The 15,415-nt window shown below is 72.6% G+C and carries 14 protein-coding genes; 8 read left to right on the top strand and 6 right to left on the bottom strand.

Going from position 1 to position 15,415, the window contains the following annotated elements:
- The first annotated feature begins 101 nt into the window (after positions 1–101).
- Positions 102–527, top strand: coding sequence for a hypothetical protein (locus OG439_RS08975; protein WP_326948905.1), 426 nt, complete (start codon positions 102–104; stop codon positions 525–527).
- On the opposite strand, the gene OG439_RS08970 is transcribed toward OG439_RS08975, so the two are convergent.
- The 3 genes from OG439_RS08970 to OG439_RS08960 all read right to left on the bottom strand — a co-directional run bounded on the left by OG439_RS08970 (position 515) and on the right by OG439_RS08960 (position 4,988).
- Entirely contained in the window at positions 515–1,996 is a 1,482-nt protein-coding gene (locus tag OG439_RS08970; RefSeq protein ID WP_326948904.1) for a glycosyltransferase family 39 protein, read from the bottom strand. The genes OG439_RS08975 and OG439_RS08970 overlap by 13 nt on opposite strands.
- Entirely contained in the window at positions 1,980–2,705 is a 726-nt protein-coding gene (locus OG439_RS08965) for a TetR/AcrR family transcriptional regulator (RefSeq protein ID WP_326948903.1), read from the bottom strand. The genes OG439_RS08970 and OG439_RS08965 overlap by 17 nt, the downstream gene beginning before the upstream one ends.
- Positions 2,706–3,038: 333 nt before the next feature.
- On the bottom strand, positions 3,039–4,988 hold the full coding sequence (locus tag OG439_RS08960; protein WP_326948902.1) for a potassium transporter Kup: 1,950 nt from the start codon (positions 4,986–4,988) through the stop codon (positions 3,039–3,041).
- 167 nt (positions 4,989–5,155) lie between these two features.
- Here OG439_RS08960 and OG439_RS08955 point away from each other — a divergent pair, with 167 nt between their 5' ends.
- Entirely contained in the window at positions 5,156–6,610 is a 1,455-nt protein-coding gene (locus OG439_RS08955; RefSeq protein WP_326948901.1) for a phospholipase D-like domain-containing protein, read from the top strand.
- 12 nt (positions 6,611–6,622) lie between these two features.
- On the opposite strand, the gene OG439_RS08950 is transcribed toward OG439_RS08955, so the two are convergent.
- Positions 6,623–7,558: an AraC family transcriptional regulator gene (locus OG439_RS08950; RefSeq protein ID WP_326948900.1), complete on the bottom strand. Its 936-nt coding sequence runs from the start codon at positions 7,556–7,558 to the stop codon at positions 6,623–6,625.
- A gap of 82 nt (positions 7,559–7,640) precedes the next feature.
- Here OG439_RS08950 and OG439_RS08945 point away from each other — a divergent pair, with 82 nt between their 5' ends.
- The 4 genes from OG439_RS08945 to OG439_RS08925 all read left to right on the top strand — a co-directional run bounded on the left by OG439_RS08945 (position 7,641) and on the right by OG439_RS08925 (position 11,152).
- Entirely contained in the window at positions 7,641–8,063 is a 423-nt protein-coding gene (locus OG439_RS08945) for a pyridoxamine 5'-phosphate oxidase family protein (protein WP_326948899.1), read from the top strand.
- Between the two features lie 110 nt (positions 8,064–8,173).
- On the top strand, positions 8,174–9,271 hold the full coding sequence (locus tag OG439_RS08940; protein ID WP_326948898.1) for a ferredoxin reductase: 1,098 nt from the start codon (positions 8,174–8,176) through the stop codon (positions 9,269–9,271).
- Positions 9,272–9,285: 14 nt separating this feature from the next.
- The gene (locus tag OG439_RS08935) at positions 9,286–10,563 is read left to right on the top strand and encodes a fatty acid desaturase family protein (RefSeq protein WP_326948897.1); all 1,278 of its coding nucleotides are present in this window, start codon (positions 9,286–9,288) and stop codon (positions 10,561–10,563) included.
- A 286-nt stretch (positions 10,564–10,849) separates the two neighbouring features.
- Positions 10,850–11,152, top strand: a complete 303-nt coding sequence (locus OG439_RS08925; protein ID WP_326948896.1) for a hypothetical protein — start codon at positions 10,850–10,852, stop codon at positions 11,150–11,152.
- A gap of 7 nt (positions 11,153–11,159) precedes the next feature.
- On the opposite strand, the gene OG439_RS08920 is transcribed toward OG439_RS08925, so the two are convergent.
- Positions 11,160–11,609, bottom strand: coding sequence for a MarR family winged helix-turn-helix transcriptional regulator (locus tag OG439_RS08920; RefSeq protein ID WP_326948895.1), 450 nt, complete (start codon positions 11,607–11,609; stop codon positions 11,160–11,162).
- Positions 11,610–11,722: 113 nt separating this feature from the next.
- Here OG439_RS08920 and OG439_RS08915 point away from each other — a divergent pair, with 113 nt between their 5' ends.
- Together OG439_RS08915 and OG439_RS08910 are read left to right on the top strand one after the other, a co-directional pair.
- Entirely contained in the window at positions 11,723–14,149 is a 2,427-nt protein-coding gene (locus OG439_RS08915) for an FUSC family protein (protein WP_326948894.1), read from the top strand.
- A 79-nt stretch (positions 14,150–14,228) separates the two neighbouring features.
- Positions 14,229–14,837: an ArsR/SmtB family transcription factor gene (locus OG439_RS08910; protein ID WP_326948893.1), complete on the top strand. Its 609-nt coding sequence runs from the start codon at positions 14,229–14,231 to the stop codon at positions 14,835–14,837.
- 156 nt (positions 14,838–14,993) lie between these two features.
- On the opposite strand, the gene OG439_RS08905 is transcribed toward OG439_RS08910, so the two are convergent.
- A complete protein-coding gene (locus OG439_RS08905) occupies positions 14,994–15,404 on the bottom strand; it encodes an STAS domain-containing protein (RefSeq protein WP_326948892.1) in 411 nt (136 codons plus the stop codon).
- Between the last annotated feature and the right edge of the window lie 11 nt (positions 15,405–15,415).

The raw sequence follows: 15,415 nt of genomic DNA, 5'->3' as shown, positions 1-15,415 counted from the left end.
GTGATCGATCGCCTACCCGGTCACCTAGGTGATTACCGCCGACGCGAACGGCCGTCCGCCGGTGCGAACGTGAAGGCCCGACCAGCACACCGGAGGCAGCCATGACCACCCAGGACACCGCGCTCACCACCCGCCCCGCGACCACCCGCCGAGACGTGCTCGGGCGGGTCCTGCTCACCATCGCCTCGCTCGCCACCGTCGGCGCGGCCATCCGCGGGATCGTGTACACGAGCCAGGTCGCCGACGACCGGGTCTGGATCGAGAGCTGGCGGATGACCGCTTTCTGGCTGGTGGCCGGGCTGTTCGCGCTGCTCGCCTGGAAACCGCGGGCGCAGCGCGGGGTCTGGGAGCTGCTCTTCGCCCAGAAGGCGTCGCTCGTCGTCATCGCCGTGGCGCTGGGTGACGTGCCCGAGGCCGGCGAGGCCGGGTACGTCGACTTCGGCCTCGTCGTGATCCTCGTGGCGGCGTACTTCCTGTGCCGCGGCTGGCTCGGCTGGCGCCGCGCCGAGCCCGCTCAGCCCAGGTGAGCCAGCTCCGGCCACAGCTGCGTCCAGGTCCCGCGCGGCTGCCGGCACAGGTAAATCGCCGCGCCCTTCTCGACCTCTTCGTTCGACAGGCCGTCGGGCAGGGTGAGCGGCGCGATCTCCGTCACCTGCGCCCAGAAGCGGTGCAGGTAGGCGGGGGTGAACTCGCCGACGCAGAGCACGGTGGCGTCGCTGCCCGGGGGCGGCCCCCAGAACCCGTAGGCGTTGTGGCCGCTGGCGACCGGGTTGCGCAGGCCCTCGGCCGGGCCGAGGGTGGTCAACGCGCCGGCTTCGCCGTAGTTGCTGGTGAAGATCACCGTGTCGGCCGGGTAGCGGTCCGCGACCGCGACGATCTGGCGCACGTACCCGGGCCAGCCGTAGGTCTCCATCACGGTGCTGCTCAAGCCGATGCCGTTCGTGATCTTCGGCGGGAACACGGGCAGGCCGATCACGACCGCGAACACGGCCGTGGCGGCGATCGCGATAGGCCACGACCGCCGGCCGTCCCGCGTGTCCGCGGCCTCCACCGCCACCGCGCCGGCGGCGAACAGGCCGGGCAGCATCGGGGCCGCGTAGTAGGACTTGCCCGACGTGACGGCGATGAACACCACCGCGGTGATCGCCACGACCAGCAGCCACCGGTGCGGCCGCCCCGCGCCGGTGCACAACCGGCGTACGCCGATCACCCCCAGGCAGAGCAGCGGCGGGCCGGTCAGCACCAGCAGCAGCAAGGGAACCTGGGTGAGCGCGTTGCCCTCCCGGCCGGACAGCACCCCGGCCATCCGCACGGCCGGCCACGGCCAGCCGTAGGAGGCGTTCCACAGGATGTTCGGCAACGCGATCAGCAGCGCCACTACGGCGGCCAGCCACGGCCCCGGGGTGCGCAGCACCGCACGCCGGGTGACGACCAGCCCGAGCCCGATGCCGACGAGCAGCGCGGCGATGGTGTCTTTGTTCTCCAGCCCCACCCCGGCGAGCAGGCCGGCGAGCAGCCACGCCGGGATCGTGCCCAGCCGCAGCGCCCGCGCCGTTGCGACCATCACGCCCAGCCAGCACAGCTGGTCGAGGACGGTGGTGCCGAACAACGCCGACGCGGCCACGAACGCCGGGCAGGCCGCCACCGCGGCGGCCGCGACGAGCTGGGCCCGCCGACGTCCGCCGAGCTCGGCGGCGAGTTTCGCGGCCAGCAGCACACAGCCGGCCGCGGCCGCGATGGCCAGGACGCGCAGCGGCAGCACCCCGCCGGGCAGCGCGGCGGCCAGTCGCGCCAGCGCCGGCGTCAACGGCGGTTGGTCGACGTACCCCCAGGCCGGGTGGCGGCCGGTGAGCACGTAGTAGAACTCGTCGCGGTGCCAGCCGTAGCGGGCGGCCACGGCCAGGTGGATCACCGCGACCACCCCGGCGATCAGCAGGACCGGCCGCCACTCCACGCGCGGTCCGGTTTCCCGGGTGTCCTCAACCGTCTGCGTCATCGTCATTTCCCCCAGGAGATGGCTCGGCCGGCAGAAACGCGGCCAGCAACAGGTGGCGCACGGTGCGCCGGCAGTCGTCGTCCTTGAGCATCAACGAATCCTGGTCACCGTGGCGGTGCCAGGCGAACCAGGCGACGGACTCGACGAGGAACCGCGCCGACGTCGGGACGTCCGGGACGGGACGCAGGTGCCCGGAGCGGATGCGGCGGCGCAGGTAGTCGCCGAGCTGGTCGAGGACCACGCGCCGGCCGCGCACGAAGTGCAGCTCGGCCAGCTCCGGGATGTCCCGCGCGCAGCTCTCGACCAGCGCGAGCAGGCCTTGGTGGCCTTCGATGTAGGCGTACAGCTCGTCGATGATCCCGCCGAGTTCGTCGGCCACCGGCTTGGTGCGCCGGCCGAGAGCGGCGTCCAGCGCCGGAAAGCCGGCGGACGCGACCGACCGCGCGTCGATCTCCGCGATCCCCGCCGGCCCCGGGCTGCCGACCGGAATGGTCAGCCCGGCCGGCGCCTCCGGTTCGGCGAGGTGCAGGAAAGCCAGGTACAGCAAGGCTTCCTTGCTGTCCACATAGGTGTAGAGGGCGCCGTGGCTCAGGCCGAGCACGGCGGCCACGTCGGAGATCCCGGCCGCCTTGTACCCCTTGCCGGTGAACACCCGCGCCGCGGCCGCGGCGATCTCGCCCAACGGCCGCGGCTGTACCCGTCCGCGCATGCGGTGAGTATTGACTGAACGAGTCAGTCAGTCAAGAGGTCGTGCTACGCGGCTTCCCCGAGCTCGTCGCGGGTCAGGCTTCGAGCGCCCAGCGCACGCAACGCATCTTCGGGGTGAAGCCGGCCTTGGCGATGAGCCCGGACCAGGCTCGACGCGCAGCCCGCCGGGGATCGCGGTGGCCGGGATCGCGGTGCCGGGCGGGTGCTCCCCTCCGCTGGAACCAGCGGACCGGCGTGAAACCGCGGGAGCGGACGAGTTCGCGTCGACGTCGAAGGCGCCCAGGCTCGCGCGCTCCAGGTCGTCCACGCGGCCGACCGCAATGGCCCGCCCGGTTCACACCTCGATGTGCGAGCCCATCACGACCGTGCGGTCGCGGGGCAGCGCGAACTGCTCGGCCGCGTCCGCGGTGATGAACGACGTCGCGATGAACAGCCGCTTGCGCCAGCCCGCCATCGTCTTCGCCTCGCCGAGCTGGAGCTCGATCTTCGACAGGAAGTACGACGCGTCGTCCACCTGCAGCCGGCCCTCCGTCTCCTTCGGCTCGAGGGACCGCAGCGCGGCGGGGACGTCGGGGCGCTCCATGTAGCCGAACCGGGCGCTGACGTGGGTGATGCCGTCGTGGGCGTGGCCGAGGTCGTCGACGACCGTGCGCTCGCTCTCCGGCACCCGGGGCACCGGCTCCGTCTCGATCGAGACGATCACGACGTGCTCGTGCCGGACGTGGTTGTGCTCCGCGTTGGCCCGCATCGCCAGCGGCGCGGTCACCTTGCCGCGGTTGAGGAAGACGGCCGTGCCCGGGACGCGCTGGGTGACGGGCTTGTCGTTCTCCAGGTCGTCGATGAACTCGCGCAGCGAGCCCTCGTGCTGCTCGCGCTCCGCGGTGACGATCTGCCGGCCCCGCTGCCACGTGATCATGACGGTGAACACGGTGAGGGCGATCAGCAGCGGCAGCCACGCGCCGTGGATCAGCTTGGTCAGGTTGGCCGCGACGAACAGCAGGTCCACCGACAGCAGCACGGTCGCGCCGAGCCCGATCAGCCACTTCGGCGTGCCCCACTTCACGCGGGCGACGTAGAAGAACAGCAGGGTCATGATGGTGATCGTGCCGGTCACCGTCATGCCGTACGCGTAGGCCAGCGCCGCCGAGCTGCGGAACGCGAAGACCAGCGTCAGCACCGAAACCAGCAGCAGCCAGTTGATCCACGGGACGTAGATCTGGCCGATGTTCGACTCCGAGGTGTGCCGGATCCGCAGCCGGGGCAGGTAGCCGAGCCGGGCGGCCTGCGCCGTGACCGAGTACGCGCCGGTGATGACGGCCTGGGACGCGATCACGGTCGCGGCGGTGGCCAGCAGGACCATCGGCAGCCGCGCCCAGCCGGGCACGAGCAGGAAGAACGGGCTGCTGATACTGGCCTGGTCCGCCAGGATCAACGCGCCCTGACCGAAGTAGCTGAGCGTGCACGCGGGAAGCACCAGGAACAGCCAGCCGCGGGTGATCGCCCGCCTGCCGAAGTGGCCCATGTCGGCGTAGATCGCTTCGGCGCCGGTGACCGCCAGCACGATCGCGGCCAGCGCGAAGAACGCGATGCCGAAGTGCCCGGCCAGGAAACCCAGGGCGTAGGTCGGCGACAGCGCCTTCAGGATCTGCGGGTGGCCGGCGATCCCGCTGATGCCGAACGCTCCGATCGCGGCGAACCAGACGATCATCACCGGCCCGAACAGCCGCCCGACGGTCGCGGTCCCCTTGCGCTGCACCAGGAACAGCAGCGCGATGATGACCGCGGCGATCGGTACGACCAGCTCGCCCAGCGCGGGCTCGACGATCTTGAGCCCCTCGACCGCGGACAGCACCGAGATCGCCGGGGTGATCATGCTGTCGCCGAAGAACAGCGAAGCGCCGAAGATGCCCACGCCGGACAGCACCAGCGCGGTCCGGGCGCCGCGCTGCCCGCTCCAGCGCCGCAGCTGCGTGATGAGCGCCATGATGCCGCCCTCGCCGTCGTTGTCGGCGCGCATGGCCAGCAGCACGTAGGTGACCGTGACGATGATCATCACCGACCAGAAGATCAGCGACACCACGCCGTAGACGTTGTCGGTGCTCACCGGGACGGGGTGCGGGTCGCTCGGGCTGAACACCGTCTGCAGGGTGTAGATCGGGCTGGTCCCGATGTCGCCGAACACCACGCCCAGGGCCCCGATGACCACGGCGAGCCGCACGGCCTCGCGCCCGCTCGGCGCGTGTCCCGGGGCCACCGGATCGGCGGCCGGGTTCTGATCAGCCATGACGTTCCCCTCCGAGCAGGCAGCCGGAACCCTCGTCGCCCGGTGCACCGTGCCGGACCCTACCGACACCCGGGCCGCTCCCCCGGCGCCCCGGCCCGCGACGCGCCGACCGGGTAGCGGAGAGTCACTGCGCGGCGGACCGGGCCGATCTGTAGTGCCATGGAGGGGTGACGACATTCCACTCCTTCCTGGACAAGGCGGACGAGCGGCTGGGCGACCGGCTCGAGCACGTCCTGTGCGCCCACCACCGGCGGCGGCTGCGCGGGCTCGGCTGGGGTGACGTCCTCGAGCCCGGCGGCCCGGCCGGCCGGTTCGGCGGCCGCGCCGCGGTCCGCGACGGCAACCGCGTCGAGATCCTGATCGACGGCGAAGAGGCGCTGCCGGCCATCCAGGACGCCATCCGGCACGCGAAGTCCCACGTCCACATCGCCAACTGGCACGCGAGCGCGGACTTCCGGCTGACCCGCGAGCCCGGCGCGCCCACCCTGCGTGAGCTGCTCGCCGAGACCGCCGGCCGCGGGGTCGACGTGCGGATCCTGCTGTGGGGCGGGCCGCCCGTCCCGGCCTTCAAGCCGACGCGGGGCCTCGCGAAGGAAGAGCAGCGGAAGCTCACCGAGGGCACCGGCGTGCGCTGCGTGCTGGACTCGCGGGAGCGGACTCTGCACTGCCACCACGAAAAGCTGGTGGTGGTCGACGACGTCGTCGCGTTCGTCGGCGGCGTCGACTTCACCGCGCTCGAAGGCGACCGGCACGACAGCCCGGACCACCCGCCGCGGCAGATCGGCTGGCACGACCTGGTGTCCCGGCTCGAAGGACCGATCGTCGCCGACGTCGCCGAGCACCTCCGGCACCGGTGGACCGAGGTGGCGGGCGAAGAGCTGCCGGCGCCGAAGGTGCCCGAACCGGCCGGCGAGACCCGCGTGCAGCTGCTGCGGACGGTGCCGAACAGCACCTACGACTTCGCGCCGAAGGGCGAGTTCACCATCCTCGACGGCTACCTGCGGGCGCTGCGGTCGGCGCGGCGGCTGATCTACCTGGAGAACCAGTTCCTGTGGTCCCCCGAGATCGCCGAGGTGCTGCTCGACAAGCTGCGCAACCCGCCCGAGGACCGCTTCCGCGTCGTCCTGCTGCTGCCGCGCAAGCCCAGCAACGGCGCCGACACCACCCGCGGCCAGCTCGGCCGCCTGGTCGACGCCGACGACGGCAACAACCGGCTGCTGGCCACGACGATCAGCGCGCACGAGGGCGACACCGCCGCGCCGGTGTACGTGCACGCGAAGCTCGGCATCGTGGACGACGAGTGGCTGACCGTCGGGTCCGCGAACCTCAACGAGCACTCGCTGTTCAACGACACCGAGGTCAACATCGCGACCGACGACCGGGACCTGATCCGCGCGACGCGGCTGCGGCTGTGGGCCGAGCACCTGGGCCGCCCGGTGGCGGAGCTGGACAAGGACCCGGCGGACGTCGTCGACGACCTGTGGCGGCCGCTGGCCGAAGAACAGGCGGAGCGGGAACGCCGGGGCGAGCCCCGCACCCATCGGCTCGTGCTGCTCCCCGGCGTGTCCCGCCGGGCCGGCCGGCTCCAGGGCCCGCTGCGGGGACTGCTGGTGGACGGCTGACGTCCGTGCGCTTCAAGCGTTGGAAACCGCCGAAGCCGCGCGCCGGTACTCGCTCGGGTTGGCGCCGCGGACCCGCTTGAACGCCGCGCTGAACCCGAACGGATCGGCGTACCCCACCGCGCGGGCGACGTCCGCGATGGTGGCGGTTTCGCGCTCGGTCAACAGATCCGCCGCGAGCGTCATGCGCCAGTGGGTCAAGTACGTGAGCGGCGGCTCGCCGACCAGGTCGGCGAAGCGCTTCGCCAGCGTCGACCGCGAGACGCCGGTGCGGTCCGCCAGCGCCGCGACCGTCCAGGGCGCCGCCGGTTCGGCGTGCAGCAGGCGCAGCGCGTCGCCGACCACCGGGTCGCGCTGAGCGGCCCACCAGGCCGGGGCCCCGCTCCCGGGGCGGTCGAACCATTCGCGCAGCGTGCACACCAGCATCCAGTCCAGCAGCCGGTCGAGGACCACCTGCTGGCCCGGCGCGTCGACGGCGACCTCGGCCGCGAGGTGGTCCAGCACGGCGTCACCGGTGCCGCCGCTGGCCGCGCGCAGCACGACGGGCAGCGCGTCCAGCAACCGGCGGCTGAGTTCGCCGCGCACCGGGTACGCGCCGACGATGAGCGTCGTCGCGCCGCCGTCGTCGTCGGCCCAGCCGAGCCGGTGGCGGGTGCCGCCCTGCTCGGGCGTCGCGCAGAACTCGCCGCACGCGACCGGTGCGGCCCGCGTGCCGACCTCGTCGACGAAGGTGAACGTCGCGGGCCCGCGCACGACGACCGTCTCGCGGGCGCGCAGCGGCTCGGGCGGGCCGTGCGCCGGCACGATCCAGCCCGCCCCGCCGAGGACGGTGCACAGGGTCAGCGGCGCGCCGTCCACGAACTCCAGCGCCCAGGGCGGGGACAGCGTCGAGCTGCCGAACAGCGAGCCGTGGGCCCGCACCCCGCGGATCAGGTCGTCGAACACGTCCACCCGGCCGAGGTTAGACGAATGGACAGGCGATCCGGGCTTTCACCTATGGGATTGTCCGAGCGAGCCGGGTTGAATCGGCGTCATGAGCACCGACGTCCTGACCGCCGAAGACCTCGAGTTCCTCCGCCGCCCCCTGCACGGCTTCCTGACCGTGGCCGCGGGCCCGGTTCCGCCGCAGCCGCGGCCGGTGTGGTTCGAGGCCGCGCCTGACGGCACGCTCCAGCTGTTCACCGAACCGGACGCGCTCAAGGTGCGACGGCTGGGCCGCGACCCGCGCGCCTCGATCGTCGTCGCCGCGCCGGTGGGTGAACGCGAGCGGTGGGTTTCGGTCGCCGGCCGCACCACGCTGGAGACCGGCGGCGCCCACGACCTGGCCCGCCGCCTGGCCGCCCGCTACTGGGACCTCGGCGACCCGGCCCGGGCCGCGGACCTCGCCGGAATCCTGGCCGTCGATCAGCTTCGCCTGGTGATCCACCCGGAGTCCGTGCGCCGCTACACGTACTGATCGCCACTCAGGCTGCGAGTTGAGTGCACGCCTGTACACTCAATCAGCATGATCGCCACCACCTGGTCCCACGAGGTCGTGACCGCCGGCCGCGAGCGGGGCGGTGCCTGATGGCCGAAGTGGGGATGCGGCCCCCGGCGTCGCCGCTGCGGCGCCGGGCCTTGCGTGCCGTGCGCTGGCTGTTCACCCCGTTGCGGGCGGACGACTACCTCGAGCTGATCAACCCCCTGTGGTCGACCCGCGAGCTGCGCGGCCGCGTCGAACGCGTCGTACCCGAGCGAGGTGACGCCGCCACCGTGCTGATCCGGCCGGGGTTCGACTGGGTCGGACACCGGCCCGGCCAGTACGTGCGGCTGGGCGTGGTCATCGACGGCGTCCACCACTGGCGGGCGTACTCGCTGACCTCGAGCCCGGACCGCGCGGACGGGCTCATCTCGGTCACCCCCAAGAAGGTCGACGGCGGGGTCGTCTCGCCGTACCTGGTCGAGCGGGCCCGGCCCGGCGAGGTCGTGCGGCTCGGCGAGGTCGAAGGGGCCTTCACCCTGCCGGACCGGCTCGACCGCGGCCTGCTGTTCGTCACGGCGGGCAGCGGCATCACGCCGGTGATGAGCATGCTGCGCCACCTCGGCCCGGGTCCCGGCCTGCGCGACGTCGTCCACGTGCACTCGGCGCGCGAGACCGACGGCGTCACTTTCGGCGACGAGCTGGCCGCGCTGGAAAAGCAGCACGAGGGCTTTCGCCTGGAGCTGCGCATCACCAGCCGCGACGGCCGGTTCTCCCCCGCCGACCTGGACGCCCTGTGCCCGGACTGGCGCGACCGCGACACCTACGCCTGCGGTCCCGGCGAGCTGCTCGACGCGCTGCAGGCGCACTGGAAGAGCCACGGCGACGTCGAACGGCTGCACCACGAACGGTTCCAGCCGATCGTCGGGGGCGACGCCGCCGACGGCGCGGGCGGCACCGTGCGGTTCGCGCACCGCAACGTCGACGCGGACTGCCCGCCCGGCACGCCGATCCTCGTCGCGGGCGAGAACGCCGGCGTCGACATGCCCTTCGGGTGCCGGGTCGGGGTCTGCCACACCTGCGTGCTGCCGATCCGGGACGGCCGGATCCGCGACCTGCGCACCAACGTCGTCAGCCAGCTGAACAACGAGATCGTGCGGACCTGCGTGAACGGCGCCGAAGGCCCGGTCACGGTCGAACTCTGAACGGAGAGGAACTCATGTCCACGCCGGTAACTTCCCCCGACGTCCACCCGTTCGCGCACTTGAGCGCGCACCAGCTCGACGAACTCGCCCGCGAGTTCGACGCCATCCACGACCAGGTCCGCGGTGATCTGGGCGAGCGCGACCGCCGCTACATCAAGGGCGTCATCAAGCTGCACCGCCAGATCGCGGTGGCCGGCCGGGCGCTGCTGCTCGGCTCCCGGTCCAAGCCGGCGTGGCTGGCGGGCACCGGCTGCCTGGCCGTCGCGAAGATCCTGGAGAACATGGAGATCGGGCACAACGTCCTGCACGGCCAGTGGGACTGGATGAACGACCCCTACATCCATTCGTCCACTTGGGACTGGGACACCGCTTCGACGGCGGCGGCGTGGAAGCACTCCCACAACTTCGTCCACCACACCTACACCAACATCCGCGGCAAGGACAAAGATCTCGGGTACGAGATCATGCGCATCGACCCGCACCAGAAGTGGCACCCGGCGTACCTGGCGCAACCGCTGTACAACCTGCTGCTGATGGCCTTCTTCGAGTGGGGTGTCGCGGTCCACGACCTCGACGTCGAAGCCATCCGCGCCGGCGAGAAGCCGATGAAGGACGTGTGGCACGACATCAAGGGCATCTCCGGCAAGGCCCGCGACCAGATCCTGAAGGACTACGTCGGCTGGCCGCTCGTGAGCGCCCTCGCCGCAACGGCGGTGGGGCGGCTCGCGCGGCCCGAACCCCGCTCCCGGCTGCGGGTCCTGGCGGACCGGGCCGGTGGCCGGCGCCGGAAGGGCGCGGTGCGCGCCCAGCTGGAAGCGATCCGCACGGAAGGCGGCGGCACGTTCGCCGCGACGTTCTGGGCGAACTTCACGGCCAACATCATCCGCAACCTGTGGGCGCACTCGATCATCTTCTGCGGCCACTTCCCGGACCAGACCTACACGTTCGGCCAGGACGAGGTCCGCGACGAGACCCGCGGCGGCTGGTACGTCCGGCAGCTCGTCGGCGCGGCGAACATCACCGGCTCCCCGCTGTTCCACCTGATGAGCGGGAACCTCGGGTACCAGGTCGAGCACCACCTGTTCCCGGACATGCCGAGCAGCCGCTACGCCGAAATCGCCCCGCAGGTCCGCGAGATCTGCCGGCGCTACGGCCTGCCGTACAACACCGGGCCGTTCTCCCGCCAGCTCGGCACGGTCCACCGCACGATCCTGCGACTCGCTTTCCCGGGCGGCAAGCCCCGCCCGAAGCCGGGCCCCTACCCGGGCGACGAGGTGGAGCGCGCCGCTTAGCCCCGAGCGCACCGCGTGGGACGAGGTCGACCGCGGCCGCGGTTTCCTGGTCGCTGCGGTAGCGGCCGGCCCATCGTCCGGCGGCGGCGACCGGCACCTGGAACCGTGGCGCAGCTCGCCGCAACGGCCGGCCCTCGTCGACGACACGGCCGGCCAGGCGCAGCCTGCGGGTCGGCGGTGTCGCACCGATCGCCCCCCAAGCGGGAATACATCCGACACTTAGTCACTACTCATGACTATCAAGGTTCCGACCTATCCGGCCGGACCGAGGCATGAGGAGCTGACGATGTCGGTCATCGAGATGACCACCTTCATAGTGGCCCCCGAGCACACGCAGGCGATGCTGGACCCGCGCCCCGGCATGGTGGCGGCGTTCCGCGACGACCGGCGCGGGTTCCTGGCGGCCCGGCTGGTGCGCCTCGACCACGAGCACCGGCGTGCGTTCTTCTTCGGCGCCGACCGGTTCGAAGCGCCTGACGGCCGTGTCTTCACCGCCGGCAGCGGCCAGCCGCTCTTCCACGTCGAGCACTCCGTGGCCGGCCCCGAGGACGACCCGCTCAACCTCGGGCGGGAGCTGGTCCGCCGCTGACCCGGGCTCAGTCCGGCAGCAGGCTCACGTCGTAGTGGCGGGCGACGGCCTGGTTGTAGCGGGCGAACGACTCCCCGATCACCCGCAGCTCGTCCTCGGGCGCGCCGTCGAACATCACGGCCAGGTTGTCGCGGCGGCGGTCGTGGACGCGGCGGGCGCGCAGCCGCCCCTCCGCCGTCGCCGCGACGATGCCGCGGCGGCGGTCTTCCGGGGCCGGGGTCCGTTCGACCAGGCCGGCCGCCGTCATCGCCGCCACCTGGCGGCCCACCGTGGACGGGTCCAGGCCGAGCCGCGTCGCCAGTGTGGTGATGTCGGCCGGGCCGGTCACTTCGAGCGTGCGCAGCAGGAGGTAGCCCGCGCGGTCGAGCTCGTCGTAGATGTCGGTGCGGCGGCTGAGCAGCTCGAAGTTGCGCACCATGACCGCGGTGTGGGCCTCGATGAGGTCGAGCGCGTCCATCACGTGAACCTACCTTCCGGCCGATTGCCCGGCCGCAAGGCATATCGGTATCATACCGGTAATTATCGGCATGATACCGATATCCACGACCGGGGGTAGGAGAAATCACTCGAATGGGACGCGCGTCGACGGCGATGCACCGGATCAGGGACAAGGCGAGAGGCTCGGACCCGGGGCTGACCCGGTTGTGGAGCGCGGTCTCGGCGGCCGTCGCCATGACGACCGGGCTGGCCGTCGAGTACGTCTTCGCGACGCTGACCGGGGCCGCGCCGCAGGCCACCCTGGTCGCGGTCCTGCTCGGCGCCATCACCGCGATGATGGGCTCGATGGCCCTGAGCGGCACCGGGGTCTGGCCGAAGGTCCGCACCGCCGCGCTGTTCCCGGTGGCGATGGGGCTCGGGATGGCGCTCGGCATCGCGGTCGCGCCGCACACCGACCTCATGCTCGCCGTGTTCGTCGTCGTGATGTTCACCGCCGTGTTCGTGCGGCGGTTCGGCGTGCCGTTCTTCTTCTACGGCTTCATGGTCTGGATGGGCTACTTCTTCGCCGCGTTCCTGCACGCGACGCTCGGCGGGCTGCCCGCCATGCTCCTCGCCGTCGTGATCGCGACCGTCTGGGTGCTGCTGCTGTCGCTGACCGTGCTGCGCGGCAACCCCGCCCGCACGCTCGCCCGCACCCGCCGCGCGTTCGGCGCCCGGGCCCGCGCGGTCGTCCGGCTCTGCGCGACCCTCCTGGAAGCCGGGCCCGACGAGCGGCTCACCCGGCGGATCCACGCGGCGCAGGCCCGGCTCGCCGAGTCCGCGCTGATGATCGAGGCGTGGTCGGCCGAGGTCCCGGTGCTGCCCGGCGCCGTCCCGGCGGCGTCGATCCGGCGCACGACGATGGACGCGCAGCTCGCGATCGACCTGCTCGTCACCGCCTGCGCGCAGCTCGGCCCCGGCGACGCGCCGGACCTGGTGACCCGCGCGGCCCACCTGCTCGACCTGTTCGCCCGCAACGACTACGCCACCGCCGGGCGCACGGCCGAGGCCCTCCTGGCCCAGGCGGGCGGGTCCCCCGTCCGGCTGGTGGCCGTGGCGGTCACCGACTACCTCGGCGTCGTCCGCCGCGCCGGCCAGGACGGCTTCGCCGGCACCGGCGACTTCGAGCCCGCCGTGTCGATCGCGCTCGGCGCGCTGCCCGGGTCCGCGGCCGCGGCCGGCGACGTCGAACCCCGCGGCGGCGCGTGGAACCCGTTGCGCCGCCTCGACTTCACGACCCGCCAGGCCGTGCAGGTGGCCGTGGCGGGCGGGCTGGCGATCGTGCTCGGGCGGCTGCTGTCCGAGCAGCGCTACTACTGGGCGGTGATCGCCGCGTTCGTCGCGTTCACCGGCACGGCGACCCGGTCGGAGGTGTTCCTCAAGTCGGTCAACCGCGTGGCGGGCACCCTGGTCGGGCTGGGCGCGGGCATCGGGCTCGCGCACCTGACGGCCGGGCACCCGGCGGCGGTGCTCGCGGTGATCGTCGGCAGCATGTTCTGCGGTTTCTACCTGCAACGGCTGTCCTACGCCTACATGATCTTCTTCGTCACGATCATGGTCAGCCAGCTCTACAGCGTGCTCAACGAGTTCTCGACGGGCCTGCTCGTCCTGCGGCTGGAGGAGACGGCGATCGGCGCGGCCGTCGGCGTCGGGGTCGGCCTGGTGCTGACGCCGCTGAGCACCCGCGACACCGTCCGCACCACCCACCGCGCCCTGGCGCGCACATTGTCAGAGCTGCTGACCGCCGTGGCGGACCGGATCGAGGGCCACGCCGGCGTCCCGGACCTCGACGCCCGGGTCCGCGTCCTGGACAACGACCTGCGCCAGCTGCGGCTCGTGGCCGCGCCGCTGGTGGCCGCCGTGCCGTGGGGTGGCGGGTCCCGCACCACCCGGCACCGGCTGACGCTGGCCGCCACGCTGGTGCAGCACACCCACCGGCTGGTCGCCGTCCTGCGCCGCGGCCGTGCGGGCGACCGCTCCCTGGCCGTACCCGCCCGGGCCCTGGCCGACGTCGCGACGGCCGTCGCCGACCCCGGCGAAGCGGACCTGACGGCGTTGCTGGGTCTCGTGGAGGCCGCCCTCGCGCAGCACTGCTCCCCCGCGGACGAGCCCGTCCTGGTCGAGCTGATCCACCTGCGCCGGCTGCTGCACGAGATCGCCACCGGCGACGAGCCCGGCCTGCTCCCCGAGCCGGCCGTCCCGGGCATGGGCGCGATCACCGGCCGCGTCCACGACGCGGCCGGGGCGCCGCTGGCGGAGGCGACCCTGACCCTGGTCGACGCGCACGGCAGGCAGACCGCCCGTGCGACGTCGGCGGCCGACGGGGGCTTCACGATGCAGGCCCCGCGAGCGGGGTCCTACGTCCTGATCACGGCCGCGGCCCGGCACCGCCCGGCCGCCACGACGGTACCGGCCCGCCACGGCCGCGACGTGGTGCAGGACATCTGGCTGACGGCGGCCCGGCCCCAGACCGCCTCGGCTCGCCGCCAGTGCCACCGCCACGACGTCCGGCTCCACTGACGAGCGGGTCCCGAGCCGGTTCTTCCGCAGATTGCAGAGAATCCTTTGCATAGGATCCTCTGTGGTCTACGGTAGCGGCATGACCGAGAACAGCCGGGAGGCGTCGCGACCGCTCGACGCACGGATGCTGCGCGCGCTGGGCCACCCGTTGCGGATGCGGATGCTCGAACTGCTGCAGGCGGATGGCCCGGCGACCGCGACCGGGCTGGGCAAACGCGTCGGCGAAAGCTCGGGGACCACCAGCTGGCACCTGCGGCTGCTGGCCGAAGCCGGCCTGGTCGAGGAGGACACCGGACGCGGGAACAAGCGCGAACGCTGGTGGCGCTCGGCGCAGCAGTCCACCCGGATGCGGGCCGTCGACTTCATCGACGATCCCGACCTGGCCGGCCCGCTGAACACGTTCCTGCGGTCCTCGCTCGAGCAGCGCTACCAGGCCGAGACGCAGTTCCTCAGCGAGCTTCCGCGGTGGATGGACCGGTGGCACGACAAGGCCGTCTTCGACGACGGGAGGCTGTCGCTGACTCCCGAGGAGACGGCGGCGATGAGCGCCGAGGTCGAAGCAGTGATCGACCGTTACCGCCGGGACGCGCGGCCGGGCGACGACAACGTGATCACGCACTGGTCGGCGTTCCCGCGGCAGGTGCGACCGGAGGACCCGGAAGGTCCGGCTGAGGGGGATGAATCGTGACGCACTTTCTGCTGGCCGAGGGCCTGGTCCGCGAACGCGAGGCGGAGCTGCGTCAGGCCGCCGGCCGGTCGCAGTACCGGCGAAGAGCAGGAACGCGACGGGCGCGCCTCGGGTGGCTTCTCGTCGAAGCGGGCCTGCGGCTGACGGCGGAAGCGCCTAGCTTTCGGTCACCGGCTCGGCCAGCTGGGGCAGCAGCTCGAGCCACGCGAGCGCCTGGCTGAGGTCGCCGTGCACCGGCAGCTCCCGCTCCAGCCCCAGCGCCGTCAGCGGGCGCAGGACGGCGCTGCTGCGGGTCACGATCGCGAACGGGATCCCGGCGGCCTTCGCGTCGGCGGCGGTCGTCACCAGGATGGTCACGGTGCGGGCCGAGCAGAACGTCACCGCCGTCGCGTCGACCACCATCGCCGCCGGGCCCAGGCCGAGCTCGCGGTGCAGCAGTGCGGCGAGCCGGCCGGTGACGGTCAGGTCGAGTTCACCGGCCGCCGCCAGGACGGTCGCGCCGGCGCTGGTCGTGATGCGGAAGCACGCGGTCGATCCGGACGGGTCGGGCGACCGGGTTTCGGACACGGCGGAGGGCC

The organism is Amycolatopsis sp. NBC_01307, from assembly GCF_035975215.1.
Taxonomy (GTDB): Bacteria; Actinomycetota; Actinomycetes; order Mycobacteriales; family Pseudonocardiaceae; genus Amycolatopsis.
Note: the sequence above shows the minus strand (reverse complement) of the source record. Positions and strands in the feature narration are given on the sequence as shown.

What these genes read in the sequence shown, in the direction of transcription:
- OG439_RS08970 (WP_326948904.1), bottom strand. Translation starts at nt 1,996, where the DNA reads ATGACGCAGACGGTTGAGGACACCCGGGAAACCGGACCGCGCGTGGAG.
- OG439_RS08915 (WP_326948894.1), top strand. Translation starts at nt 11,723, where the DNA reads ATGGGACGCGCGTCGACGGCGATGCACCGGATCAGGGACAAGGCGAGA.
- OG439_RS08940 (WP_326948898.1), top strand. Translation starts at nt 8,174, where the DNA reads ATGGCCGAAGTGGGGATGCGGCCCCCGGCGTCGCCGCTGCGGCGCCGG.
- OG439_RS08975 (WP_326948905.1), top strand. Translation starts at nt 102, where the DNA reads ATGACCACCCAGGACACCGCGCTCACCACCCGCCCCGCGACCACCCGC.
- OG439_RS08920 (WP_326948895.1), bottom strand. Translation starts at nt 11,609, where the DNA reads ATGGACGCGCTCGACCTCATCGAGGCCCACACCGCGGTCATGGTGCGC.
- OG439_RS08965 (WP_326948903.1), bottom strand. Translation starts at nt 2,705, where the DNA reads ATGCGCGGACGGGTACAGCCGCGGCCGTTGGGCGAGATCGCCGCGGCC.
- OG439_RS08910 (WP_326948893.1), top strand. Translation starts at nt 14,229, where the DNA reads ATGACCGAGAACAGCCGGGAGGCGTCGCGACCGCTCGACGCACGGATG.
- OG439_RS08960 (WP_326948902.1), bottom strand. Translation starts at nt 4,988, where the DNA reads ATGGCTGATCAGAACCCGGCCGCCGATCCGGTGGCCCCGGGACACGCG.
- OG439_RS08935 (WP_326948897.1), top strand. Translation starts at nt 9,286, where the DNA reads ATGTCCACGCCGGTAACTTCCCCCGACGTCCACCCGTTCGCGCACTTG.
- OG439_RS08925 (WP_326948896.1), top strand. Translation starts at nt 10,850, where the DNA reads ATGTCGGTCATCGAGATGACCACCTTCATAGTGGCCCCCGAGCACACG.
- OG439_RS08945 (WP_326948899.1), top strand. Translation starts at nt 7,641, where the DNA reads ATGAGCACCGACGTCCTGACCGCCGAAGACCTCGAGTTCCTCCGCCGC.